The organism is Streptomyces sp. NBC_00554 (genome assembly GCF_041431135.1).
Classification (GTDB): Bacteria; Actinomycetota; Actinomycetes; order Streptomycetales; family Streptomycetaceae; genus Streptomyces.
This window is the reverse complement of the sequence record NZ_CP107799.1, coordinates 7950154-7974301: the sequence shown is the minus strand read 5'-3', so window position 1 is coordinate 7974301 and position 24148 is coordinate 7950154. Positions and strand designations below refer to the sequence as shown.

The 24148-nt window shown below is 68.8% G+C and carries 24 protein-coding genes and 1 rRNA gene; 10 read left to right on the top strand and 15 right to left on the bottom strand.

What is annotated here, in order from left to right; translation table 11 throughout:
- Positions 1–127: 127 nt before the first annotated feature.
- Positions 128–1655, bottom strand: a 16S ribosomal RNA gene (locus OG266_RS35160).
- Between the two features lie 541 nt (positions 1656–2196).
- Positions 2197–2838, bottom strand: coding sequence for a DNA-3-methyladenine glycosylase (locus OG266_RS35155; protein WP_371550650.1), 642 nt, complete (start codon positions 2836–2838; stop codon positions 2197–2199).
- 167 nt (positions 2839–3005) lie between these two features.
- Between OG266_RS35155 and OG266_RS35150 the strand changes: the two genes are divergently transcribed.
- The 3 genes from OG266_RS35150 (at position 3006) to OG266_RS35140 (ending at position 5024) form a co-directional block, all read left to right on the top strand.
- On the top strand, positions 3006–3791 hold the full coding sequence (locus OG266_RS35150; RefSeq protein ID WP_266466403.1) for a sporulation protein: 786 nt from the start codon (positions 3006–3008) through the stop codon (positions 3789–3791).
- Between the two features lie 41 nt (positions 3792–3832).
- On the top strand, positions 3833–4372 hold the full coding sequence (locus OG266_RS35145; RefSeq protein WP_266466400.1) for a YbhB/YbcL family Raf kinase inhibitor-like protein: 540 nt from the start codon (positions 3833–3835) through the stop codon (positions 4370–4372).
- Between the two features lie 145 nt (positions 4373–4517).
- Positions 4518–5024: an HNH endonuclease gene (locus OG266_RS35140; RefSeq protein ID WP_266466397.1), complete on the top strand. Its 507-nt coding sequence runs from the start codon at positions 4518–4520 to the stop codon at positions 5022–5024.
- Positions 5025–5093: 69 nt separating this feature from the next.
- On the opposite strand, the gene OG266_RS35135 is transcribed toward OG266_RS35140, so the two are convergent.
- The 3 genes from OG266_RS35135 to OG266_RS35125 all read right to left on the bottom strand — a co-directional run bounded on the left by OG266_RS35135 (position 5094) and on the right by OG266_RS35125 (position 7482).
- Positions 5094–6032 (bottom strand): SPFH domain-containing protein, encoded by a 939-nt coding sequence (locus OG266_RS35135; protein ID WP_266466395.1) that lies wholly within the window; start codon positions 6030–6032, stop codon positions 5094–5096.
- Positions 6033–6162: 130 nt separating this feature from the next.
- The gene (locus OG266_RS35130; protein WP_371550644.1) at positions 6163–6597 is read right to left on the bottom strand and encodes an NfeD family protein; all 435 of its coding nucleotides are present in this window, start codon (positions 6595–6597) and stop codon (positions 6163–6165) included.
- A gap of 93 nt (positions 6598–6690) precedes the next feature.
- Complete coding sequence (locus OG266_RS35125; RefSeq protein WP_266466391.1) at positions 6691–7482, bottom strand: ABC transporter ATP-binding protein; 792 nt, start codon at positions 7480–7482, stop codon at positions 6691–6693.
- A gap of 121 nt (positions 7483–7603) precedes the next feature.
- Between OG266_RS35125 and OG266_RS35120 the strand changes: the two genes are divergently transcribed.
- Positions 7604–8392 (top strand): hypothetical protein, encoded by a 789-nt coding sequence (locus OG266_RS35120; RefSeq protein ID WP_266466388.1) that lies wholly within the window; start codon positions 7604–7606, stop codon positions 8390–8392.
- A gap of 205 nt (positions 8393–8597) precedes the next feature.
- Here the strand turns inward: OG266_RS35120 and OG266_RS35115 are convergent, their stop codons facing one another.
- The 4 genes from OG266_RS35115 to OG266_RS35100 all read right to left on the bottom strand — a co-directional run bounded on the left by OG266_RS35115 (position 8598) and on the right by OG266_RS35100 (position 11238).
- Complete coding sequence (locus OG266_RS35115) at positions 8598–8837, bottom strand: chaplin (protein WP_266466385.1); 240 nt, start codon at positions 8835–8837, stop codon at positions 8598–8600.
- A 228-nt stretch (positions 8838–9065) separates the two neighbouring features.
- The gene (gene chpE / locus OG266_RS35110) at positions 9066–9314 is read right to left on the bottom strand and encodes a chaplin ChpE (protein WP_266466382.1); all 249 of its coding nucleotides are present in this window, start codon (positions 9312–9314) and stop codon (positions 9066–9068) included.
- 144 nt (positions 9315–9458) lie between these two features.
- Positions 9459–10100 (bottom strand): response regulator transcription factor, encoded by a 642-nt coding sequence (locus tag OG266_RS35105; RefSeq protein ID WP_266466379.1) that lies wholly within the window; start codon positions 10098–10100, stop codon positions 9459–9461.
- Positions 10093–11238 (bottom strand): GAF domain-containing sensor histidine kinase, encoded by a 1146-nt coding sequence (locus OG266_RS35100; protein WP_266466377.1) that lies wholly within the window; start codon positions 11236–11238, stop codon positions 10093–10095. The genes OG266_RS35105 and OG266_RS35100 overlap by 8 nt, the downstream gene beginning before the upstream one ends.
- A 189-nt stretch (positions 11239–11427) precedes the next feature.
- Here OG266_RS35100 and OG266_RS35095 point away from each other — a divergent pair, with 189 nt between their 5' ends.
- The 3 genes from OG266_RS35095 to OG266_RS35085 all read left to right on the top strand — a co-directional run bounded on the left by OG266_RS35095 (position 11428) and on the right by OG266_RS35085 (position 14254).
- On the top strand, positions 11428–12123 hold the full coding sequence (locus OG266_RS35095) for an SDR family NAD(P)-dependent oxidoreductase (protein ID WP_371550640.1): 696 nt from the start codon (positions 11428–11430) through the stop codon (positions 12121–12123).
- On the top strand, positions 12120–13205 hold the full coding sequence (locus OG266_RS35090) for an S-adenosylmethionine:tRNA ribosyltransferase-isomerase (RefSeq protein ID WP_371550638.1): 1086 nt from the start codon (positions 12120–12122) through the stop codon (positions 13203–13205). Before OG266_RS35095 ends, OG266_RS35090 begins: the two co-directional genes overlap by 4 nt.
- Positions 13206–13504: 299 nt before the next feature.
- Positions 13505–14254, top strand: coding sequence for a transglycosylase SLT domain-containing protein (locus OG266_RS35085; RefSeq protein ID WP_371550637.1), 750 nt, complete (start codon positions 13505–13507; stop codon positions 14252–14254).
- Between the two features lie 80 nt (positions 14255–14334).
- Here the strand turns inward: OG266_RS35085 and OG266_RS35080 are convergent, their stop codons facing one another.
- Entirely contained in the window at positions 14335–16824 is a 2490-nt protein-coding gene (locus tag OG266_RS35080; RefSeq protein ID WP_266466367.1) for an FHA domain-containing protein, read from the bottom strand.
- 241 nt (positions 16825–17065) lie between these two features.
- On the opposite strand from OG266_RS35080, the gene OG266_RS35075 reads away from it, so the two are divergent.
- Both OG266_RS35075 and serB read left to right on the top strand, forming a co-directional pair.
- Positions 17066–18832 carry a streptophobe family protein gene (locus tag OG266_RS35075; RefSeq protein ID WP_371553074.1) on the top strand — a complete coding sequence of 589 codons (1767 nt, stop codon included), beginning with the start codon at positions 17066–17068 and terminating at the stop codon, positions 18830–18832.
- Positions 18833–18992: 160 nt separating this feature from the next.
- Complete coding sequence (serB, locus tag OG266_RS35070) at positions 18993–20204, top strand: phosphoserine phosphatase SerB (protein ID WP_266466365.1); 1212 nt, start codon at positions 18993–18995, stop codon at positions 20202–20204.
- Between the two features lie 86 nt (positions 20205–20290).
- On the opposite strand, the gene OG266_RS35065 is transcribed toward serB, so the two are convergent.
- The 4 genes from OG266_RS35065 to OG266_RS35050 all read right to left on the bottom strand — a co-directional run bounded on the left by OG266_RS35065 (position 20291) and on the right by OG266_RS35050 (position 22991).
- Positions 20291–20809 (bottom strand): histidine phosphatase family protein, encoded by a 519-nt coding sequence (locus tag OG266_RS35065; RefSeq protein WP_266466362.1) that lies wholly within the window; start codon positions 20807–20809, stop codon positions 20291–20293.
- Positions 20810–21009: 200 nt separating this feature from the next.
- Positions 21010–21225, bottom strand: a complete 216-nt coding sequence (locus OG266_RS35060) for a hypothetical protein (protein ID WP_266466360.1) — start codon at positions 21223–21225, stop codon at positions 21010–21012.
- Positions 21226–21430: 205 nt separating this feature from the next.
- Complete coding sequence (locus OG266_RS35055; protein WP_266466357.1) at positions 21431–21547, bottom strand: SGM_5486 family transporter-associated protein; 117 nt, start codon at positions 21545–21547, stop codon at positions 21431–21433.
- An 85-nt stretch (positions 21548–21632) separates the two neighbouring features.
- Positions 21633–22991 carry a CynX/NimT family MFS transporter gene (locus tag OG266_RS35050; RefSeq protein WP_371550633.1) on the bottom strand — a complete coding sequence of 453 codons (1359 nt, stop codon included), beginning with the start codon at positions 22989–22991 and terminating at the stop codon, positions 21633–21635.
- A gap of 76 nt (positions 22992–23067) precedes the next feature.
- Here OG266_RS35050 and OG266_RS35045 point away from each other — a divergent pair, with 76 nt between their 5' ends.
- Positions 23068–23775 carry a FadR/GntR family transcriptional regulator gene (locus OG266_RS35045; RefSeq protein ID WP_371550631.1) on the top strand — a complete coding sequence of 236 codons (708 nt, stop codon included), beginning with the start codon at positions 23068–23070 and terminating at the stop codon, positions 23773–23775.
- Here OG266_RS35045 and OG266_RS35040 read toward each other — a convergent pair.
- Positions 23759–24109: a hypothetical protein gene (locus OG266_RS35040; RefSeq protein WP_371550629.1), complete on the bottom strand. Its 351-nt coding sequence runs from the start codon at positions 24107–24109 to the stop codon at positions 23759–23761. The genes OG266_RS35045 and OG266_RS35040 overlap by 17 nt on opposite strands.
- Between the last annotated feature and the right edge of the window lie 39 nt (positions 24110–24148).

Below are 24148 nucleotides of genomic sequence, written 5' to 3'. Positions count from 1 at the left end.
TGCAGCCCGAGATGACTGAGAGTGCCGAATAATCAACGTTCCACCCATGAGCAACCAGCACCGGACGTACGCCGATGTACTGGCCCTGGACCACCAGACAATGCCTGGCGGCCTAGATGCTCCTTAGAAAGGAGGTGATCCAGCCGCACCTTCCGGTACGGCTACCTTGTTACGACTTCGTCCCAATCGCCAGTCCCACCTTCGACAGCTCCCTCCCCACAAGGGGGTTGGGCCACCGGCTTCGGGTGTTACCGACTTTCGTGACGTGACGGGCGGTGTGTACAAGGCCCGGGAACGTATTCACCGCAGCAATGCTGATCTGCGATTACTAGCAACTCCGACTTCATGGGGTCGAGTTGCAGACCCCAATCCGAACTGAGACAGGCTTTTTGAGATTCGCTCCGCCTCGCGGCATCGCAGCTCATTGTACCTGCCATTGTAGCACGTGTGCAGCCCAAGACATAAGGGGCATGATGACTTGACGTCGTCCCCACCTTCCTCCGAGTTGACCCCGGCAGTCTCCTGTGAGTCCCCATCACCCCGAAGGGCATGCTGGCAACACAGAACAAGGGTTGCGCTCGTTGCGGGACTTAACCCAACATCTCACGACACGAGCTGACGACAGCCATGCACCACCTGTACACCGACCACAAGGGGGGCACCATCTCTGATGCTTTCCGGCGTATGTCAAGCCTTGGTAAGGTTCTTCGCGTTGCGTCGAATTAAGCCACATGCTCCGCTGCTTGTGCGGGCCCCCGTCAATTCCTTTGAGTTTTAGCCTTGCGGCCGTACTCCCCAGGCGGGGAACTTAATGCGTTAGCTGCGGCACCGACGACGTGGAATGTCGCCAACACCTAGTTCCCACCGTTTACGGCGTGGACTACCAGGGTATCTAATCCTGTTCGCTCCCCACGCTTTCGCTCCTCAGCGTCAGTAATGGCCCAGAGATCCGCCTTCGCCACCGGTGTTCCTCCTGATATCTGCGCATTTCACCGCTACACCAGGAATTCCGATCTCCCCTACCACACTCTAGCCTGCCCGTATCGACTGCAGACCCGGGGTTAAGCCCCGGGCTTTCACAACCGACGCGACAAGCCGCCTACGAGCTCTTTACGCCCAATAATTCCGGACAACGCTTGCGCCCTACGTATTACCGCGGCTGCTGGCACGTAGTTAGCCGGCGCTTCTTCTGCAGGTACCGTCACTTTCGCTTCTTCCCTGCTGAAAGAGGTTTACAACCCGAAGGCCGTCATCCCTCACGCGGCGTCGCTGCATCAGGCTTTCGCCCATTGTGCAATATTCCCCACTGCTGCCTCCCGTAGGAGTCTGGGCCGTGTCTCAGTCCCAGTGTGGCCGGTCGCCCTCTCAGGCCGGCTACCCGTCGTCGCCTTGGTGAGCCACTACCTCACCAACAAGCTGATAGGCCGCGGGCTCATCCTTCACCGCCGGAGCTTTTAACCCCCACCCATGCGGGCAGGAGTGTTATCCGGTATTAGACCCCGTTTCCAGGGCTTGTCCCAGAGTGAAGGGCAGATTGCCCACGTGTTACTCACCCGTTCGCCACTAATCCACCCCGAAAGGCTTCATCGTTCGACTTGCATGTGTTAAGCACGCCGCCAGCGTTCGTCCTGAGCCAGGATCAAACTCTCCGTGAATGTTTTCCCGTAATCGGGACGACACCACGAGAGCGGAACCGAGGAGAGGAATAATCCCCACGGTCCACAGCGTCCTCGCTGATGTTTTACTTCAAAGGAACCTCGTCCCAGCCATGATGACTGGAGACGGGGTATCAACAAACTTGGCGTTGATTTTTGGCACGCTGTTGAGTTCTCAAGGAACGGACGCTTCCTTTGTACTCACCCGAGAGACTCTCTCAGGCTTTCCTCCGGGCAGTTTCCCTTCGGTCTTGCGTTTCCGACTCTATCAGACTCTTTCGTGTCCGATTCCCTGTCGGTGGGTTTATCTCGGGCCTTTGAGCGCTTTCGCGTTCCGGCTTTTCGACATTCACTACGTTAGCCGATTCCCTCCGCAACTCATAATCGAGTTCCGCGAGTTCGAATTACGGCATACAGGCACGCCGAATTCGCCCCCGCCGAGGGGAGTCGTAGGTAGTGGGTTGGCCGCTCTCGGCTGCTGGCTGAACGCCGTAACCGGTTCAAGCGGCTCGGGCTACATTACGGACCCCCCAGGGGCGAGTCAAGTTCGGGGACGCCGGGGCGTATGGGCCCGATAAGGGCTCACCGTCGGGTCGTTGTCGATCCAAAAGCGCCACGGGTGCACGCCACCGTCGCCGGCCACGCCCGTGCGGGGACCGTTGCGTACCTGGTCGGAGTGGACGGGAGTGCCCGTGAGGAGGGTCAGCGGAGCGCCCTCGGGAGCGCAGGCGTCGGTGCCGTCGAGGGTGCGGTCCACGTCCAGGGCCGTGGCCAGGCGGGCGGGCCCTTTGGCCAGTTCCTTGTCATTTCGGGCTGAGAGTCGACGTTTGCGGGCGAGTTCTGCACCCTCGGTGACCTCGCCGGCGCGGAGCAGGACCCCGCAGGGCATGCCCTCCGGACCGCACACCAGGTTCATGCAGAACCACATGCCGTAAGTGAAGTAGACGTACACGTGTCCGGGCGGACCGAACATCACGTCGTTGCGGGGCGTGCGTCCGCGATAGGCGTGGGAGCCGGGGTCGTTCGGGCCGTCGTACGCCTCGACCTCCGTGAGGCGGAGCTCGATCGGACCGTCCGGGGTGGTGCGTACAAGGGTGCGCCCAAGAAGGTCGGGGGCTACATCCAGTACAGGGCGGTCGAAGAACTCGCGTGTGAGGGGCGTACGGTCAGTGGCCGCGATCATGACGTCCGAGCGTAGTCCAGATGGGTGCGTGTCGGCGGGGTGGTCAGGGGGCGTCCCCCTTGCAAGGGTGAGGGCGCGGAACCGGCCGCGGTCGGATCGCGTTTGTAGGGATCAAGGGATCCGGACAGACACAGGACAGAACAGGCGTTGCCTGGGGAGGAAGTGACATGGGGTTCAAGCGGCTGCTTGCGAGCCTGGGGGCCGGTGGGGCTTCGGTCGAGACGGTGCTGACCGAGATCAACACCGTTCCGGGCGGCGTCGTCCAGGGCGAGGTGCGGATCCAGGGTGGGTCCGTGAACCAGGCGATCGAGGGTCTGTCGGTCGGTCTGCAGGCCAAGGTCGAGGTCGAGGGCCAGGACAACCAGGAGTACAAGCAGGACATCGAGTTCACCAAGCTGCGGCTCGGCGGGGCCTTCGAGCTGCAGGCGGGTGGCGTGCACGCCGTTCCCTTCGGGCTCGAGATCCCGTGGGAGACGCCGATCACAACGATCGACGGCCAGCCGCTGCGTGGGATGCACATCGGTGTGACCACGGAGCTGGAGATCGCGCGCGCCATCGACTCCAGTGACCTGGACCCGATCAACGTGCACCCGCTGCCCGCGCAGCAGGCGCTCCTGAACGCGTTCATCCAGCTGGGCTTCCGCTTCAAGAACGCGGACCTGGAGCGCGGTCACATTCGGGGTACGCGGCAGAAGCTGCCCTTCTACCAGGAGATCGAGTTCTTCCCGCCGTCGCAGTACCGCGGGCTGAACCAGGTGGAGCTGAGCTTCGTCGCGGACGACCGTGAGATGGACGTCATCCTGGAGATGGACAAGAAGCCGGGCCTCTTCAGTGAGGGCAGCGACTCGTTCCGTTCCTTCCAGGTGGGGCTGCACGACTACCAGGGCACGGACTGGGCCGCGTACCTCAACCAGTGGCTGTCGGAGGTCGGCAGCAAGCGCAGCTGGTTCTAGGCTCGGCCGGGAACCGTCACCACCGATCAGGAGGTACCGAGGTGACCGAGCTCAAGCGGCCGCCGCTCCCCCACGACTTCCATCCGCCCGTGCCGTCCTTCACGGTCGCGAGCGATGATGTCGAGCAGGGTGCGACGCTCAAGGACGCTCAGGTCTACGCGGCGGGGAACACCTCGCCGCAGTTGCGCTGGGAGGGCTTCCCGCCGGAGACCAAGAGCTTCGCCGTGACCTGCTACGACCCGGACGCCCCTACGGGGAGCGGGTTCTGGCACTGGACCGTGTTCGACATCCCGACGTCGGTCACCGAGCTGCCTGCGGGCGCGGGTACCGGCAAGTTCGAGGGGCTGCCCGACGGCGCGGTCCAGGTGCGCAACGACTACGGGTCCAAGGACTTCGGCGGCGCCGCGCCACCGCCCGGGGATCCGGCGCACCGGTATGTCTTCACGGTGTATGCCGTGGATCAGGAGAAGCTCGGTCCTGATTCGGATGCGTCGCCCGCGGTCGTGGGCTTCAATCTGCGGTTCCACACCCTGGCACGAGCCCAGCTGATCGCTGAGTACGCGGCACTCGCGGACAGCTGAGGGTTCACTGAACGTTTGCCCGTCTCTGGTCTTGGAAGTGATCAGAGGCGGGCATTTTTTATTGCGTTGTCCATCTCGGCGTGCCCGGCCAGAGTTGATCCAAGCCCGCCGGGGAGTGGGCTTGTGCGCATAGGAGGTGGGCTGGATGCGGGACACGCTGGTGCTGAATGCGAGCTTTGAGCCGCTGTCGACGGTGACGTTGAACCGAGCCGTCGTTCTCGTGCTGCAGGACAAGGCTGTCGTCGAGCAGGCCCACCCCGAACTCCGTATGCGCGGAGCCGCACTCGACATACCCGTGCCCCGGGTGATCAGGTTGTGCCGCTATGTCCGGGTGCCGTTCCGAAGACAAGCTCCGTGGTCGAGGCGCGGTGTGCTGATCCGCGACAGGCACAGGTGCGCGTACTGCGGGAGGCGGGCGACGACCGTGGACCACGTGGTGCCGAGGGCGCAGGGCGGTCAGGACTCCTGGCTGAACACGGTCGCCTCGTGCGCGGAGGACAATCACCGCAAGGCGGCCCGTACGCCGGAGCAGGCGGGTATGCCGCTGCTGCGGCAGCCGTTCGAGCCGACGCCGGCGGACGCGATGCTGCTGGCGCTTGGCCGGGACGACTTCGACGCGCTGCCGCAGTGGCTGGTGCAGCCGGCGGCCTAAACCGTCGTACGTGACTGGGGCCCACCTTCTTGTCGGAAGGTGGGCCCCAGTCACGTACAGGCGCGTTCGTCAGTCGGTGACGGACGGCTTCTCGCGGCGCTCGTTGCCTCCGCCGCCGCCCGAATTGCCGCCCATCGGGCCGAAGTTACCCATGGCGCCGCTGAGTCCCTTGAGCGCGTCGCCGATCTCGCTCGGCACGATCCAGAGCTTGTTGGCGTCGCCCTCGGCGATCTTCGGGAGCATCTGGAGGTACTGGTAGGCGAGGAGCTTCTGGTCGGCGTCTCCGGCGTGGATGGACTCGAAGACCGTACGGATGGCCTGGGCCTCGCCCTCGGCGCGCAGGGCGGCGGCCTTGGCCTCACCTTCGGCGCGCAGGATCGCGGACTGCTTCTCACCTTCGGCGGTGAGGATCGCGGACTGGCGGATACCTTCGGCGGTGAGGATCGCGGCGCGCTTGTCGCGGTCGGCGCGCATCTGCTTCTCCATCGAGTCCTGGATGGAGGTGGGCGGCTCGATCGCCTTGAGCTCGACGCGGTTGACGCGGATGCCCCACTTGCCGGTGGCCTCGTCGAGGACGCCGCGCAGGGCCGCGTTGATCTCCTCGCGGGAGGTGAGGGTCCGCTCCAGGTCCATGCCGCCGATGATGTTGCGGAGCGTGGTGACGGTGAGCTGCTCGATCGCCTGGATGTAGCTGGCCACTTCGTACGTCGCGGCGCGGGCGTCGGTCACCTGGTAGTAGATGACGGTGTCGATGTTGACCACCAGGTTGTCCTGGGTGATCACCGGCTGCGGCGGGAACGGGACGACCTGTTCACGCAGGTCGATGCGGTTGCGGATGGAGTCGATGAACGGGACGACGATGTTCAGTCCGGCGTTCAGCGTCCGGGTGTAGCGGCCGAAGCGCTCGACGATCGCCGCGCTGGCCTGTGGGATCACCTGGATGGTCTTGATCAGGGCGATGAAGACCAACACCACCAGAATGATCAGGACGATGATGATCGGTTCCATCGTTGCTCCCCGTACCCTTCTCCGCTCGGTAATTCCTGAAGATCTTATGGTTGTTGAAGATCTTGCTGGACGAGTGTGACAGACAGTCGTCTGTGCTGTGGGGCGTTCGGTTCACTTGCGTAGTGCGAGGTCACATGACGATCGCCGTGGCTCCGTCGATGTCCACGACGTCCACCTCCTGGCCTACCTCGTAGGCCTGTCCGGAATCGAGGGAGCGCGCCGACCAGATCTCTCCGGCGAGCTTGATGCGGCCGTCGCCCGAGCCGTCGACCCGCTCGAGGACCACCGCCTGCCTGCCCTTCAACGCCTCAATGCCTGTGGCGAGTTGGGGCTGCTGGACGCGGTGCCGGGCCGCGATGGGGCGTACCACCGCGAGGAGCGCGACCGACACGGCGGCGAAGACGACGACTTGGAGTACGACACCGCCTCCGAGGCCCGCTGTGACCGAGCCGGCGACGGCGCCCACCGCGAGCATCCCGAACTCCGGCATCGCGGTCACGACGAGCGGGATGCCGAGCCCGGCCGCGGCGATCAGCCACCACACCCATGCATTGATGTCGTCCACATGGTCATGGTAGGACCGCGGGTCCCGCCGCGGACAGGGCGCCGATCAGGTTGGAACACGCTTCTTACCGGGGGCTTCCCGAGGTTTGCGCGGTCAGGACATGGGCAGGCCCTGCGCGGTCCAGCGCTCGCCGACCTGCTCCACGACGAGCGGGAGGCCGAAGCAGAGGGAGAGGTTGCGCGAGGTGAGTTCGAGCTCCAGGGGGCCTGCGGCGAGCACCTTGCCCTGACGGATCATCAGGACGTGGGTGAAGCCGGGGGCGATCTCCTCGACGTGGTGCGTGACCATGATCATGGAGGGGGCGATCGGGTCGCGGGCGAGGCGGCCGAGGCGGCGTACGAGGTCCTCGCGGCCACCGAGGTCGAGGCCAGCGGCGGGCTCGTCCAGGAGCAGCAGCTCGGGGTCCGTCATCAGGGCGCGGGCGATGAGGGTGCGCTTGCGTTCGCCCTCGGAGAGCGTGCCGAACTTGCGGTCCAGGTAGTCGCTCATGCCGAGGCGGTCGAGGAAGGCGCGGGCACGCTGCTCGTCGACGTCCTCGTAGTCCTCGTGCCAGCCGGCGGTCATGCCGTACGCGGCGGTGAGCACGGTCTGCAGGACGGTCTGGCGCTTGGGGAGCTTCTCGGCCATGGCGATACCGGCCATGCCGACGCGGGGGCGCAGCTCGAAGACGTCGACCTTGCCGAGGGTCTCACCGAGGATGGTGGCGGTGCCCTGGCTGGGGAAGAGGTAGCTGGAGGCGAGGTTCAGAAGGGTCGTTTTTCCGGCGCCGTTCGGGCCGAGGATGACCCAGCGCTCTCCTTCCTTGACCGACCAGGAGACCTGGTCCACCAGAGCCCGGCCCTCGCGGACCACGGATACGTCCTCCAGCTCCAGTACATCGCTCATGAGCGCGTTGTCTCCCATTGCAGTCTCGGCCGTCGCTTACGTCTGTGGACGCAGCCCCCAGGGAAAACCTACGCCACCGGTCGGCCGCTCCATTCCATCGGTCGGTCCTTAGGGTGGAGGCATGCTCTCGGAACCACGCTCAGGACGACTGGCCGCATGGGGAAATGCCCTTTTGGCCGGACTTATTTCACCGGATGACGCGGTCCTCGCCATCGTCGGGGAGGACGCGGTGCACCGGGTCGAGGGGCTGCCGGGCGAGACGGGGCCGGTCGGTCTCACGCTCGCTCTCGGCCGGCTGCGCGCGCTCGGGGCGACCGGGCTGCGGGTCGCGCTGCCCGCGCCGGGGCATCCGCTCGGGCTCAGCGGACCGCCGGAATTCAACGCGCGCGCCCTCGACGCCGAGGAGGCCGTTGTCTGTCACGGGGTGGCGCTCGGGCTCGTCCCCGAGGTGTACGAGGCCGGGCCCGCCGGCGATGTCCATGTCGAGGTCGTCTGGCACTGCCTCGCCGTGCGGGAGGCGCCGCCGGCCGATGTGCCGTCCCTCGGGGAGGCCGAGCGGGAGCTCGCGGAGGCGTTGCGTGATGCCACGGAGGTGTTGTCGCGGCTGGATGTGGCCGGGTCGGGGCCGGTTGCCGAGGCGGCGGTCGAGGCGTATCGGGCTCGGGCGGAGCGGGGGCGGGAGGTGCTTGCTCCTGGGTATCCGCCGCGTGCGGTACGGGTGTTGGAGCTTGCCCAGCGGGTGGGGCTGCTGATCTCCGTCGCTTACGAGAACGGGCATGGCGGGGCTGTGAGTGCGTCGGAGATTGCGGCTCGGGCGGAGGCGTTGCGGCCGGTGGAGCGGACGGGGCGGCGGGCGCAGGTTGCTGCGTACAACGCGTTTGTGGAGGAGCGGGAGCGGGGGGTTCGCTGAGGCGGTTGTTTCTTGGCGCCGGTTTCCCGTTGCCCGGCGTTGGGGCTGGGGTCGGGGTGGGTCGCGCGGCCCGGCGCTGTGCGGGGTGCCGCTGTGCCCACCCGTGCCGCCCCTAGCGGCACGCATGCCCACAGCTGAGACGGCAGTTGAAAAGAGCCCCGCCGACCTGGTTCGGTCGTGGGGCTCTTTTTTGGTGGGGCGGACTTCAGTCGTTCACGCCCGTGTTGCCGAACGCCGGGTTCAGGGCGCCGATCAGGTTGGCGGTGTTGCCCACGACGTTGACGGGGATGTGGATCGGGAGCTGGGCGACGTTGCCCGAGGCGACGCCCGGCGACTTCACGGCCGCGGCTCCGGCTTCCGCGTCGGCGACAGCCGCACCGGCAGAGGCGCCCGCGGCGATACCGGCGACGGTGAGGGCCACGGCGGCCTTCTTGGCGATGTTCATGAGAAGCGTTCCTCCTGCGGGTCCATCCCCGCATACGCGGGGAGCACTGCGTTTACCAATCCGACCCAGCCGCGGGTCGTACGCTGAGGAACGCCTGAAGCATCCGTTATGGCACGGGGGCCCTCACCGAACTGCCCATTCGGTCCATTGGGCCGACGAGCGGACAACCTGACCGGCCCCCCGGGGGCACCCGGGAGGCCGGTGGTCATGATCGGTCCGGTACGGACCTCAGTGGTTGACGCCGAGGTTGCCGAAGGCCGGGTTGAGAACGCCGATGACGTTCACGCTGTTGCCGACCGCGTTCACGGGGATGTGGACCGGGGCCTGGATGAGGTTGCCCGAGACGACGCCCGGCGAGCCCACGGCCTTGCCGTCCGCGTGCGAGCCACCGTCCGTGGCGGAGGCGAAACCGGCACCGGCGGCGACGAGGCCACCCGCCACCATCGTGACAGCTGCGGCCTTCTTCAGGTTCTTCACTTCTGAGCCCTCCTAGCGATCACTGCGGCAAGCGCCGCAGCACGCACTGGAGAACGGCCGAGATCCACAGAGGTTGCGCCATTCGGGGGACATACACACGACGGTATGAATCTCAGCTCGGAGCGAGACCCTCCGAATTGCCGGTCACCCGGCCGCACCGTGTCTTACGGCCCACAGCGCGGCCTGCGTACGGTCGGCGAGGTCGAGCTTCATCAGGATGTTCGAGACATGCGTCTTGACGGTCTTTTCGGAGAGGACGAGCGCGCGGGCGATTTCGCGGTTGGAGCGGCCGTCCGCGATCAGGCCGAGCACCTCGCGCTCCCGCTCGGTGAGTGAACCTCCTCTCCCCTGACCCGAGTTGACCTCCTCCTGGGACAGCAGGACACCCGCCACCTCGGGCTGGAGCAGGATGTGCCCGGCGTGCACGGAACGGATGGCGCCGGCGAGCGCCTCGGGGTCCACGTCCTTGTACACGTACCCGGCGGCGCCCGCGCGCAGGGCCGGGACGACCGTGCGCTTCTCGGTGAAGCTGGTGACGATCAACACCCGTGCGGGGTTGGTGAGTTCGCGGAGCTTGCGCAGCGCGTCGATGCCGTCCATGCCCGGCATCCTGACGTCCATGAGGACGACGTCGGGCTTCAACTCCTCGGCGCGGGCGACTCCTTCGGCGCCGTCGGACGCCTCTCCCACGACTTCGATGTCGTCCTGTATCTCGAGGAAGGTGCGCAGGCCCCGGCGGACCACTTGGTGGTCGTCGACAAGCAGCACCTTGATTGCGTCAGCCACCAGGGACCTCCATCTCGATCGTGGTGCCCTTTCCGGGCGCCGATTTCACGGTGAGCGTGCCGCCCACCCCGCTCGACCTGTCGCGCATGGACACCAGGCCCAGGTGACGTCCCGCACTGCGTATCACCGTTGGCTCGAAGCCGCTGCCGTTGTCGGTGACGCGCAGGACGGCGCCCTGTCCGTACCGCTCCAGGGTGACGTCGACCTGGGTCGCTCCGGAGTGCCGCAGGGCGTTGTGCAGGGCCTCCTGGGCGACGCGCAGCATGGCCTCCTCCTGGGAGGCGGGCAGCGCTCGTACGCCGCAGCTGCTGAAGGTCACACGCGCGGAATGGGCGCGGTCGAGGACCTGGATGTGGGTGCGCAGGGTGGCGACAAGACCGTCCTCGTCGAGGGCGGTGGGGCGCAACTCGACGACCGCTGCGCGCAGTTCGTCGGCCGCTTCCGCGGCGAGCGCGGCGACCTGCTGGAGTTCGCCCTTGGCGCGTGCCGGGTCGCGGTCGACGAGGGCCGCGGCGGCCTGTGCGGTGAGGCGCAGGGAGAAGAGCTTCTGGCTGACGGCGTCGTGGAGTTCATGGGCGAGCCGGGAGCGCTCCTCGGCGATGGTGAGCTCGCGGCTGCGCTCGTAGAGGCGGGCGTTCGTCAGGGCGATCGCCGCGTGCTGGGCGAGGATCGTCAGGAGTTCCTCGTCGTCCTCGGTGAAGCCGCAACCGCCGTCCGGCTTTGGACAGTTCTTGTTCGCGAGGAAGAGGGCGCCGATGACCTCGTCGCCGTCCCGGATCGGCAGCCCCAGGAAGTCGGACATGTCGGGGTGGGCGCCGGGCCAGCCCTCGAAGCGGGGGTCCTTGCGTACGTCGGCGAGGCGCTCGGGGCGGGCCTCGTGGAGCATCGCGGCGAGGATGCCGTGCTGGCGCGGGAGCGGGCCGATGGCCTTCCACTGGGCGTCGCTGATTCCGTCGACGACGAACTGGGCGAAGCCTCCGTGGTCGTCGGGGACCCCGAGCGCCGCGTACTGGGCGTCGAGCAGCTCGCGGGCCGAGGCGACGATCGTCTTGAGGACGTCGCGCACCTCGAGGTGCCTGCTCATGGCCAGCAGCGCGGCACTCACCGCGTACAGGCCGGACCGGGGGCCTTGACTCATGACCCCAACGTACCGGCGGGGTGTGACAACCCGTATCCGACCTGTGGCCGCGGTCGCCTAGGCTGCTGGGCCTAGGGCCAAGGGCCCCGGATCTTCGCGACCCGCGTACGAGGCGGTGGGGGCGGTCCGGTTCCTACGTTGAGGTCATCGCCGATCGGAGGCGGTCGAGGACGAGGGGACGTGTGGGTCATGCCGGTAGCGATCATCACGGGGGCTTCGAAGGGGCTGGGGCGGGCGCTCGGTGCGGCCCTGGCGGAGCGCGGCTGGGATCTGGTGCTCGACGCCAGGACCGCGGGGGTGCTGGAGGAGACGGCGGTGGCGCTGTCCGCTTACGGGACGCGGGTGGAGGCGCTGCCCGGGGACGTCACGGACGCCGGGCACCGCGCCGAGCTGGTGGCGGCGGCCCGGAAGCTCGGGGGCGTGGACCTGCTGGTGAACAACGCGAGCGCACTGGGTGCCGAGCCGCTCGTACGACTGGAGGGCCTGCCGCTGGACGGGCTGCGGCAGGCCCTTGAGGTCAACGTGGTCGCCGCGCTGGGACTGATCCAGGAGGCGTTGCCCCTGCTGCGGGCCTCTCGGGCGGGCTCGGTCATCGACATCAGCTCGGACGCGGCCGCCGAGGCGTACGAGACGTGGGGCGGGTACGGGGCGTCGAAGGCCGCGCTCGACCATCTGTCGGCGGTGCTCGCCGAGGAGGAGCCGGGGCTGCGGGTCTGGGCGGTCGACCCCGGGGACATGGGGACGGACCTGTACGCGGCGGCCGTACCGGACGACGACGATCCGCGGCCGACGCCGGACAGTGTGGTTCCGGCCTTTCTGCGGCTGCTCGACCAGCGTCCGGTGAGTGGTCGTTATGGTGCTCCCGCTCTGCTGGAGGCGCGATGACCACCGCTCTGCGTGTGCCGGAGGAGCTGTCGGCCCGCGTCCCGGTCGAGCAGCGGGGGCCGGGGCTCGACCGGGACTCCGTACGGCTGCTCGTCTCGCGCGGCACCGATGTCTCGCACCACGGGTTCGTGGAGCTGCCGCGACAGCTGAGAGCCGGGGACCTGCTCGTCGTCAACGTCTCCCCCACTCTGGCGGCGGCCGTCGACGGGAAGATCGGGCACGCGCGCGTAGTGGTGCATTTCTCCACGCGCGGTGATGACGGGCGGTGGGCCGTCGAGCTGCGGGATCCGGACGGAAGGGGCACCACGCGTGCGCGTGCGGGCGGGCCCGCGGGGACGGAGGTGCACCTCCCCGGGGACGTACGCCTCGTACTGGAGGAGCCGCTGGCCGCGCACAGCCCGCGGCTGTGGTGGGGGCGGATGTCGGACCCGGACGTGCCTCGGCTGCTGCGGCGGCACGGGCGTCCCGTTCGCTACTCCTATACGGAGAGGGACCAGCCGCTGTCCGTCTATCAGACGGTGTTCGCGCTGCCGTCCGCCGACGGCTCGGGCAGTGCGGAGATGCCGAGTGCGGCGCGGCCCTTCACGCCGCGTCTGGTGGCGGAGCTGGTGAGCCGGGGTGTGCAGTTCGCGCCGATCACGCTGCACACCGGGGTCGCGTCGGCGGAGTCGCACGAGCCGCCGTACCCGGAGAGGTACGAGGTGCCTCCGGCCTCGGCGCGGCTGATCAACGCGGTGAAGGCGGGGGACGGCCGGGTCGTCGCGGTCGGTACGACGGCCGTACGCGCCGTCGAGTCCGCGGCGGACGCCGACGGGGTGGTCCGGGCGCAGGAGGGCTGGACGGACCTCGTGGTGACCCCTGAGCGCGGTGTGCGGGTGGTCGACGGGCTGCTGACGGGGCTGCACGAGCCGGAGGCCTCGCATCTGCTGATGCTGGAGGCGATCGCGGGAGGGGCCGCGATCGACCGCAGTTACGAGGAGGCGCTGAGCGGGCTCTACCTCTGGCACGAGTTCGGGGACGTGCACCTCATCATCCCGGACGAGACCCCTCACTCAGAGCATTGCTCCAGCAACTGCTGGTGAGACCGGAGCGCGGCCGGTGTGACCCCGCGCACGGGACGCACATCACGTACTAGGGGGCATAGGAGATAAAGGGGACGTACGTGAGCGGGAAAGGCGTGACAGTCTGTCCCGATTTGCCCTTACAGGGTCCACTATCCGGCTTCGTACGTCACACCTTTGCCACAGGATTTTGCGACCGCTAAGAATGGCCACCGTCGCTCAGCGCCGCGGGTTTCCACCCCGCGGCGCTTGTTCCGGAAACACTCTGTCCCCACCGGACCGGGAGCGACCTCCGCGCTATTCGAAGAGGTCCATCAGTCATGCCCAAGAACACCACCACTCCTGGTCATAGTCCCAAGCTGACCAAGACCCACAAGCTTTCGATCGCCGGTGTCGCGACCCTCGGTGCCGCCGCCCTCGCCTTCTCCCTGGTGCCGGGCAACGCGGGGACCACCACGACCGACGCCGTCTCCTCGGCGAAGGTCGCCTACAGCGAGCAGCAGATCCAGGACGTGAAGGCCAGCGTCACCGACCAGCTGGCCGGCGCGGACCTGAAGGCCCAGGACATCGCGGCGAAGAAGGCCGCCGCCGACGCCGCCAAGAAGAAGGCAGCTGAGGCAGCGGCCAAGAAGAAGGCTGCCGCCGAGGCCGCCGCCAAGAAGAAGGCCGCCGAAGCGCGCGCGAAGGAGCAGGCCGCGAGCCGCTCCACCGCGCGCCTCGAGGTCGAGACCGTCGCTGTGAAGACGTACGCCAACAACCTCGACGGCTGGATCCGCGAGTCCCTCGCCATCATGGCGAAGAACGGCATCCCGGGTACGTACGACGGTCTGTACCGCAACATCATGCGGGAGTCGACGGGCAACCCCAACGCCATCAACGGCTGGGACGTCAACGCCCAGAACGGCACCCCGTCGATCGGTCTGCTGCAGGTCATCAAGCCGACCTTCGACGCGTACCACGTCGCCGGCACGGCCTGGAGCCAGTACGACCCGGTCGCCAACATCACCGCCGCAGCCAACTACGCGGCCGACAAGTACGGCTCGATCGACAACGTCAACAGCGCGTACTGAGGCCGGGCGCGGAGCTCTGACACGTACGCCGAAGGGCGGCACCCCAGCCGGGGTGCCGCCCTTCAGTCGTGTCCGCGCGCTTACTTGCGCATGACCTCGGGCTCGTGGCGGCGCAGCAGGCGTGCGACCACGAAACCGCAGATCACGCCGATTCCGATCAGCACACCCATGTCGATGAACCACTGACTCAACTCGTGTTCCCACAGCGGGTCGCCCTTGCCGGGCTCCCAGGGCAGCAGGACGTTCAGATCCGCCGTCGTACCCGCCGCGGCGACCGCCCAGCGCGCGGGCATCAACCAGGCGAGCTGCTCGACGCCGACCTTGTCGTACAGCTGGAAGAGGCAGCCGGTGAAGACGACCTGGACAATCGCGAACATCACCAGCAGCGGCATGGTCTTCTCGGCTGTCTTCACGAGCGCCGAGATGATCAGGCCGAACATCATCGCGGTGAAGCCGAGCGCCATGATCGGAAGGGTGAGTTCGAGGGCGGGCGAGTTCTTCAGCAGCAGGCCCTCCTTCGGCAGCTTGTCGCCGAGCGAGAACAGGCCGATGGCACCCATGATGGCGCCCTGCAGGGCGGTGATCACGCCGAGCACGATGACCTTGGACATCAAATACGCCGAGCGGGACAGGCCGGTCGCCCGCTCCCGTTCGTAGATCACCCGTTCCTTGATCAGCTCGCGCACCGAGTTGGCCGCGCCGGAGAAGCAGGCGCCCACCGCGAGGATCAGCAGGATCGTGCTGCCGTCCCGGTTCGAGAACGGCGGATTTCCGTTCTTCGGGCCGAGGGCGAGACCGAAATCAGCCGGGATGAGCACGCTCACGACGCCGAGGACGGCGGGCAGGATCACCATCAGGCCGAGGAAACCCTTGTCCGACACGATCACCGACACATAGCGCCTGATCAGCGTGGACAGCTGGGACAGCCAGCCCTGCGGCTTCGGCGGGCGCATCGCCTGCGGCGGCGGCATGTGCACCGACTGCGCGGCGACGGCGTCGATGTCCGCGGCGTACATCTGGAAGTGCTGCGAGCCCTTCCAGCGGCCCGCCCAGTCGTACTCGCGGTAGTTCTCGAAGGAGGAGAAGACGTCGGCCCAGGTCTCGTAGCCGAAGAAGTTGAGGGCCTCCTCGGGCGGACCGAAGTACGCCACCGCACCGCCAGGGGCCATCACCAGGAGCTTGTCGCAGATCGCCAGCTCGGCCACGGAGTGCGTGACGACGAGGACCGTACGGCCGTCGTCGGCGAGGCCGCGCAGCAGCTGCATGACGTCGCGGTCCATGCCCGGGTCGAGGCCGGAGGTCGGCTCGTCCAGGAAGATCAGCGACGGCTTGGTGAGCAGCTCCAGGGCCACGGAGACACGCTTGCGCTGGCCACCGGAGAGGGAGGTGACCTTCTTCTCCTTGTGGATGTCCAGCTTCAGCTCGCGCAGCACCTCGTCTATGCGGGCGTCGCGCTCCTGCGCCGTGGTGTCGGCGGGGAAGCGGAGCTTGGCCGCGTACTTGAGTGCCTTCTTGACGGTCAGTTCCTTGTGCAGGATGTCGTCCTGCGGGACCAGACCGATGCGCTGGCGCAGCTCGGCGAACTGCTTGTACAGGTTCCTGTTGTCGTAGAGGACGTCACCTTCGTTGGCAGGGCGGTAGCCCGTGAGCGCCTTCAGGAGCGTCGACTTGCCGGAGCCCGAGGGGCCGATGACCGCGACGAGCGACTTCTCGGGTACGCCGAAGGAGACGTCCTTGAGGATCTGCTTGCCGCCGTCGACGGTGACCGTCAGGTGGCGGGCCGAGAAGGAGACCTCACCGGTGTCGACGAACTCCTCGAGGCTGTCGCCGACGAGGCGGAACGTCGAGTGGCCGACGCCCACGATGTCGTTCGGGCCGAGCAGCGCCGAGCCGCCCTTGGCGATCGGCATACCGTTGACGTACGTGCCGTTGTGCGAGCCGAGGTCGCGGATCTCGCAGCGGCCGTCGGGCGTCGCGTGGAACTCGGCGTGGTGGCGCGAGACCTGCAGGTCCGAGACGACCAGCTCGTTCTCCAGGGCGCGGCCGATGCGCATCACACGGCCGAGCGAGAACTGGTGGAACGTGGTCGGGCTGCGGTCGCCGTAGACCGGCGGCGCCCCCGCGCCTCCACCGGGTCCCTGCTGCTGCGGGATGTTCGCGCCCTGCTGCGGCCGCTGCCAGCCCTGCTCCGGAGCCTGCTGCTGCGGCGGCTGCTGAGCCCAGCCGGGGCTCGCGCCCTGCGCCGCGAACGGCTGCTGCGGCTGCGCGACGGCGGCCGCGGTGCCGGACAGTTTCAGGCGCGGTCCGTCGGTCGCGTTACCGAGGTGTACGGCCGAGCCGGGGCCGATCTCCATCTGGTGGATCCGCTGCCCCTGCACGAATGTGCCGTTGGTGCTGCCGTGGTCCTCGATGACCCAACTGCGGCCGTCCCAACTGATCGTCCCGTGCCGCCAGGAAACCCTGGCGTCGTCGAGCACGATGTCCCCCTGCGGATCACGTCCGAGGGTGTATGGCCTGGACGCGTCGAGCGTCCAGGTCCTTCCATTCAATTCCAGTACGAGTTCCGGCACTCCATGCCCCACTGAGTTGTCCCCCGAAGTTGCCCCATCACAGGGAGTCTAGGGATGTCGAACATCGTGGGGAACTATTTCAGTTGGAGCCCCCTGACCGAAAGTCGGGCCTTGTGAAGGGTGCGTACGGGCGGGTTGCCCGTTTCCGTTGACGGGGTTGAAACCGGCCCGGAGAGTGGTAATCCCACGCGAGGGGGACATGCGCGGTGGTTCGCCGCGGCGCGGATCGGGGGGGCTGATGATGAGCATCGAGACCAGTGAGCACGGTGGGCGGGTGCCGTGGGGAGACGTACTGCTGTCCGCGGTGGCCGCCGTGAGCTGGGCGTTGATCGGGATGGCGGGCACGGCCGCGCTCGGCCTGCATCTGCTCGGCGCGGACGCGGCGGGCTCGCTGGGGCCGATGACCGCTGCGGTTGTGGCGCTTGGGGCGGGTGGTTCGGTCACGCCGTCCGGCGATGTGTCGGCCTTCGGCCTGAAAGGGGCGGAGGCGACCACGGCCATACAGATCACGCCACTGGGTGTGGGCCTCGTGGGCGCGCTCCTGCTGTCGTGGTTCTTCTTACGTTCCCTGCGCGGAGCGGGAGTTGTGATCGCGCCGTCCGAACTCCTCGCGCGCGCGGGCTCGGTGGTCGTCCTCTTCGTGGCGATGCTGGGCGGGCTCGCCTGGGCGGGGCACGACATCATCACCATCGACGGGAGCCGGCTCGGGCTCGACGAGGTGACGGGCGGCGGGGGCCTCGGCGACATCACGGACCAGCTTCCCGGCGGGCTCGGGGACATCGGGGACATCGGAGGGCTGCTGCCCGACCAGATCGGCGGCCTCGTGGACGCGAAGGCGGCCGTGGGCTTCACCGTCGACACCGTGCCGACACTCCTCGGCGGTGCGGCCTGGGCGGCCGGGATCCTGGTGATCGCGCTGCTGGCCTCTCGGCGTACGCCTCTGCCGCGCGGCTGGGAGGCCGTGCACCGGGTGGTCAGGCCGGCCGCGTCCGCGCTGGTCACGGTGTTGCTGGTGGCGGTCCTGGCCGGGTTCGCGGCGGCGGGGTACGCGGCGATCAGCGACGACAACCCCAAGCGGATCGCGGGCGCGGCCCTGCTCGGCGCACCCAACGGGGTGTGGCTCGGCATCCCGATCGGCCTCCTCGTACCGGTGGACGGCCAGGCCACGGGCGAACTCGCCAAGCTGCTGCCGGATCCCATCGACGAACTGCTCAGCATCAGCTCCGACCAGCCCGTCACCCTGGGCCGTCTCGCCGAACTGGACGGACGGGTCTGGCTGTTGGGGGTCGCGGCCGCGATGATGATGTTGTTCGCGGGCGTACTGGCCGCCGCGCGTACGCCATTTGTACGGGCGCGGGATGCCGCCGTTGCGGGAGCGCCGGGTGCCACAGATGTACGGGGGCAGAGTGCCCTCGGCTTCGCAGGGCGCTGCGCTCTTCGGCTCGGGGTGGTGACGGCACTGGCACTGCCGCTGCTGGCGTGGCTGACGGAGGTGTCCGTGGACGCCTCGCTGTCGGTGCTCGGCTTCGACGCGTTCGGCGCGGGGATCGAGCTGCACGGGCAGCTGGGCATGGCGCTGCTGCTCGGCGCCCTGTGGGGTGCGGGCGCGGGGGCGGCGGGGGCGCTGCTGGCGTACGCGAGCGGGGCCGCTGGGCACCGGGCGGCGCCGCTGGCACGGGGTGACGTCACGGCTCCGGTCGCTCAGGGGGCCGCGGAACTCCCCCGGCAGCCGGGACCGTACAGCCCGAGTACGCCGCACCGGGCACCGAACCCCGACACCAATCCGTATCTGCGGATCCCGGACGAGTTGCGGGAACCCGGGGACGGCCGGCGGGCCGAGCGGGCGCGGCCGCCCGACGTCTACGGCGCGCCGACGGTGATCGGGCCGTATACGCCGCCACCCGCCCCGTCGAAGCGGCGACCGCGGTCGCGGAGCACGCCTCCTCCGCCGCCGCCCCCGCCCGAGGAGGGGCCGCCGCCACCGGGGAGTTCTCGGCGCCGGGACTGAGCGTCGTCCGGCGCGACCGGTCAGTGCAGCGGCTGCCGTCCGGAGTGGCCGTCGCTGCCGGGACATGCCCACGCTACGAATCGGACACCCAGTGTTTCCTGTCCGCAGGGCGGACCTCAGGGGCGGAAGGCACAGGGTGCCCGATACGGTGGATACCACCATGAGCGCATCGCAGACCTCTGATGTCCCCACACTTCTCGTCAAGATCTTCGGCAAGGACCGGCCGGGAATCACCGCCGGCCTCTTCGACACCCTCGCCGCCTACTCCGTCGACGTGGTCGACATCGAGCAGGTCGTCACCCGTGGCCGGATGGTGCTGTGCGCGCTCGTGACCGAGCCGCCCGGCGGGCTCGAAGGTGATCTGCGGGCGACCGTCCACAGCTGGGCGGAGTCGATAAAGATGCAGGCGGAGATCATCTCCGGCCACGGCGACAACCGGCCGCGCGGGCTCGGGCGCTCGCTCGTCACCGTGCTCGGGCATCCGCTCACGGCGGAGTCGACGGCCGCGATCGCCGCGCGGATCACGAAGACCGGCGGCAACATCGACCGGATCTTCCGGCTCGCCAAGTACCCCGTGACGGCGGTCGAGTTCGCCGTGTCCGGTACGGAGACCGCGACGCTGCGCACCGCGCTGGCCCCCGAGGCCGCGGGGCTCGGCGTCGATGTCGCGGTGGTCGCGGCCGGGCTGCACCGCAGGGCGCAGCGCCTGGTCGTCATGGATGTGGACTCGACGCTCATCCAGGACGAGGTGATCGAGCTCTTCGCCGCGCACGCCGGGTGCGAGAAGGAGGTCGCCGAGGTGACGGCGGCCGCGATGCGCGGTGAGCTGGACTTCGAGCAGTCGCTGCACGCGCGCGTGGCGCTCCTGAAGGGCCTGGACGCCTCGGTGGTGAAGAAGGTGCGCGAGGAGGTACGGCTGACGCCGGGCGCGCGCACGCTGATCCGTACTCTGAAGCGGCTCGGCTTCCAAGTCGGCGTCGTCTCCGGCGGGTTCACTCAGGTCACCGATGACCTCAAGGAGCGGCTCGGGCTGGACTTCGCTCAGGCCAACACCCTGGAGATCGCCGACGGGAAGCTGACCGGCAGGGTCACGGGCGAGATCGTGGACCGCGCGGGCAAGGCGCGACTCCTGCGCCGGTTCGCCGCCGAGGCGGGTGTGCCGCTCGCCCAGACGGTGGCGATCGGCGACGGCGCCAATGACCTCGACATGCTCAACGCGGCCGGTCTCGGTGTCGCCTTCAACGCCAAGCCGGTCGTACGCGAGGCCGCGCACACCGCCGTGAATTTCCCCTTCCTGGACACCGTGCTGTATCTGCTGGGCGTCACGCGCGAAGAGGTCGAGGCGGCGGACATGCATCTGGACGACCACTGAACCGGTGAGCTGCTGAGCTCAGGCTGCTCGCGACGGGGGCCCGGCACCGTGGTGGTGCCGGGCCCCCGTCTCTTGGCTAGGTCGGGTTACTCGCTCGGCGCCCAGTAGTCGATCAGCGTGGCCACTCCGGGCTCCAGGGATTTCCAGGAGCCGTCGAAGGAGAGCACCGCGAATGCGGCGGCGGGGAAACCGCGGCCGTTCATCCGGGTGCGGGCTTCGCCCTCGGCCTGTCCGGCCAGGATGTCGGCGAGGCCCTGCACGCCTGGGTTGTGGCCGATCAGGACCACGTCCTGCGCGTCGTCGGGGGTTTCGTTGAGCACGGCGATCAGCTCGCCGGGCGAGGCCTCGTAGAGCCGCTCCTCATAGACCGTTTTCGGCCGGTGCGGGAGCTCATGGACGGCGAGCTTCCAGGTCTCGCGGGTCCGGGCCGCGGTGGAGCAGAGGGCCAGATCGAAGGGGATGCCGGTGTCGGCCAGCCTGCGTCCGGCGATGGCTGCGTCCGTGCGGCCCCGGTCGGCGAGCGGCCGCTCGTGGTCGGACACCTGTGGCCAGTCGGCTTTCGCATGCCGGAAGAGGACAATCCTGCGGGGTTCTGCGACGCTCATACGTCCCAGCTTCGCATGAAACACGCCATGGGGCGCAGGGAGTTGACTCGCTCACCCGGGAGGGGCCATGGGGGCTCCTGGGGCGGGGGTGCGGGGCGGTTGGGGACGCCGGGGCGGGGCGCTTACGGCGCCTGCTGGGCGGCGGAGCACGGTGTGTCGCGCGGAGGGCTCACGGTGCCTGGCGCCTGGCACCTGGCGGATCACGGTGCCGTGTGCAGCACCGTCCGCTGGACGTGCTCGAAGACGTCGGTGATCGCGGGGGCGCCGCCCGCCGCGTGGGCGTCCACCGGATTGAGGATCAGGAGCAGCAGGGTGACGAAGGCGAGGGTCGGCAGCGCGAGGGCCCACCAGGGCAGCCGGATGTCGACGCGGCCCTTGGTCGCCGGGTGGGGCGGGATGTGCGTAGGGGCCGACATGCCGCCTCCGTGGGTCTTCGAGTCTCCGTGGGCCGCGTCCTCGCGGCCACAACTCGAAGTTACGGACTCCGGAGCCCTCAACCCATCCGGTGATCCACCCACTTGACCCTGACACTCACCCCCTAGGGGATGGTGGGGCTAGCACCACCATGGCCGCCGAGCGGGCCTCTCGAAGACCTCACCGGACGCAGTGACGGCGCGGCGGTCAGGGTGAGGCGATCGTCGCGATGATGCCGATGATCACGGTGATGGCAAGGAACGCGCCGAAGACGAGCAGCATCTTCTTCTGGCCGTTCGGGGGGTTCGGATCGAGCACTGGCATACGCCCAGTCTCGCACCCTTCGCCCCCACCCTCACGGGTGGGGTCGCAACCTCTGGGTCGCAACCTCTCGGACGGAATCAGACCCTCATGCACGGGATCGGCGCGCGGCCTCGTCCTCCACCGTGCGGTTGCGGCCCGCGAGGATGCCCACCGCGATCTGCGGGATCATCAGCCCGGCCATGAGCGCGAGGGGCAGCCCCCAGCCGCCGCTGTGCTGGTAGAGCACGCCCACGAGGAGCGGTCCCGGGATGGAGAGCAGATAGCCGGCGCTCTGCGCGAAGGCCGAGAGCTTGGCCACGCCCGCGCCGGTCCTGGCCCGCATGCCGACCATCGTGAGGGCCAGCGGGAAGGCGCAGTTGGAGACGCCGAGCAGCAGGGCCCAGGCCCAGGCGCCGCCCGCCGGCGCGAGGTAGAGGCCCGCGTATCCGGCGAGACCGCAGACGCCGAGCGCGACAACGATCGGCCCCTGGTGGGGCAGGCGTGTGGCGAGGCGCGGGATGACGAAGGCCAGCGGCACGCCCATCACCATTGTGACGGCGAGAAGCAGGCCCGCGGTGCCCGCCGGGACTCCCGCGTCGCGGAAGATCTGCGCCATCCAGCCCATCGTGATGTACGCCGCGGTGGCCTGAAGTCCGAAGAACACGGCGAGCGCCCAGGCGGTACGGCTCCGGGTGATCCGCAGCGCGTCGGGCTCGTGCGGGACGGAGCCGGTGCCCACGGAGGACCCCGCGGAATGCCTCTGCGGGGCGGAACCGGCGCCTCCGCTCTCGGCTCCCGCCCCCCGCACGCGCGCGAGCACCGTCCACGGCAGTACGGCCACCGCCGCCAGCCCCGCCCACACCACGAGCCCGGACCGCCAACTGCCGCCCAGGGCGTCGGTCATGGGCACGGTCACCGCCGCCGCGGCCGAGGTGCCGAGCGCGAGGGCCATCGAGTACAGGCCCGTCATGGAGCCGACCCGCTCCGGGAACCAGCTCTTGACGATCACCGGCATCAGGACGTTGCTGACGGCGATGCCCATGAGCGCGAGCGCGGTGGCGGCCAGGAAGCCGGCCGTGTTCCCGGCGTACGGCCGGATCGCCAGGCCCGCCGCGATGGCGGCCATGCCCGCGCAGACGACGGCGCCGGGCCCGAAACGGCGGGCGAGCCGCGGGGCCATGACCCCGAAGACCGCGAAGCAGAGCGGCGGTACGGAGGTGAGCAGCCCGGCGACGCTGCCGCTCATGCCGAGCCCGTCGCGCACCTCTTCCAGGAGGGCGCCGAGGCTCGTGATCGCGGGGCGGAGGTTGACGGCCGTGAGGACGATGCCGACGACCACCAGCCGCGTCATCCACGCGCGCGTGGCGGGCGTTTCGCTCTCGCTCTCCGTCTCCGTGCCTGCGGAGCTGCGTATGGGTGTGGACGTCATCGTCCGGGTCTCCTCGCTTGCCATGTTCCCCATCATAGAATCATGGGATGATTGGTTGTCCAATCCCCTTGCGCTAGTCTCCGGAGCCTCCGGCCCCGCACGAAGGACCGTCATGCCGCTGAGCCACCCACGCCGTTCGGCGCTGTCCGAGCAGGTCATCGCCGAGCTGCGGAACCAGATCACCTCGGGCGAGTGGCCGGTGGGCTCCCGCATCCCCACCGAGCCGGAGCTGGTCGAACAGCTGGGCGTCGCCCGCAACACGGTCCGCGAGGCCGTCCGCGCGCTCGCGCACAACGGGCTGCTCGACATCCGTCAGGGGTCCGGCACCTACGTCGTGGCGACGAGCGAGCTGGCGGGCGTGATGCACCGCCGCTTCGCGGACGCCGATCCGCGGCACATCGCCGAGCTGCGCTCCACGCTGGAGTCGAGCGCAGCGAAGCTGGCCGCCGAGCGGCGCACCGAGCGCGATCTCAAGCAACTGGACAGCCTGCTCGTACGCCGTGAGGAGGCCTGGGAGTCGGGCGACGCGGAGGCTTTCGTGACCGCCGACGCGACCTTCCATCTGGCGGTGGTGGCCGCGTCCCACAACGACGTCATGTCGGCGATGTACGCGGACCTGGGCGAGGTGCTGCGCGACTGGCTGCGCGAGGACGTCGGCGAGGAGCTGACGCCGGAGACGTACATGGACCACGCCAGGCTCGTGGACGCGATCCGCACGGGCGACGCGGAAACGGCCGCCACGGAGGCCGGGGGCTATCCGTTCCTGTGCCGCCCGGGACGGCTCGACCCGAAGGACCCGGACGTCACTTCTGGTGGCTGACCCAGGCCGACCGGATCTCCTTCCAGCACCGGCCGGTCAGCCGTACGGTCTCAGCGGGCCCCGCGCCGACCGGGGCGCCGTCGCTGTCGATGTCCCACCAACGGTCGCACTCGATGTGCAGGCGTACGCGATCGGTGTCCACGTAGGGGTTGTGGCAGTACGCGACGGCGTGCGAGCCGGTGACCGTGGTGCGGCACTCGGCGCCGAACGGCTGTGGCACGGCCGGATTCTCGGATCCCACTCCCACGCGCGCGTGCGGCACGGCGTCGGACGGCAGAGCCGTCACGAGAGCGACAGCGGCGAGCAGCGGGGCGACATGGCGGGAAAGGCGCACAAGGGGACCTCCTCGGCCGTACGGCTGCGGGGCGGTGCG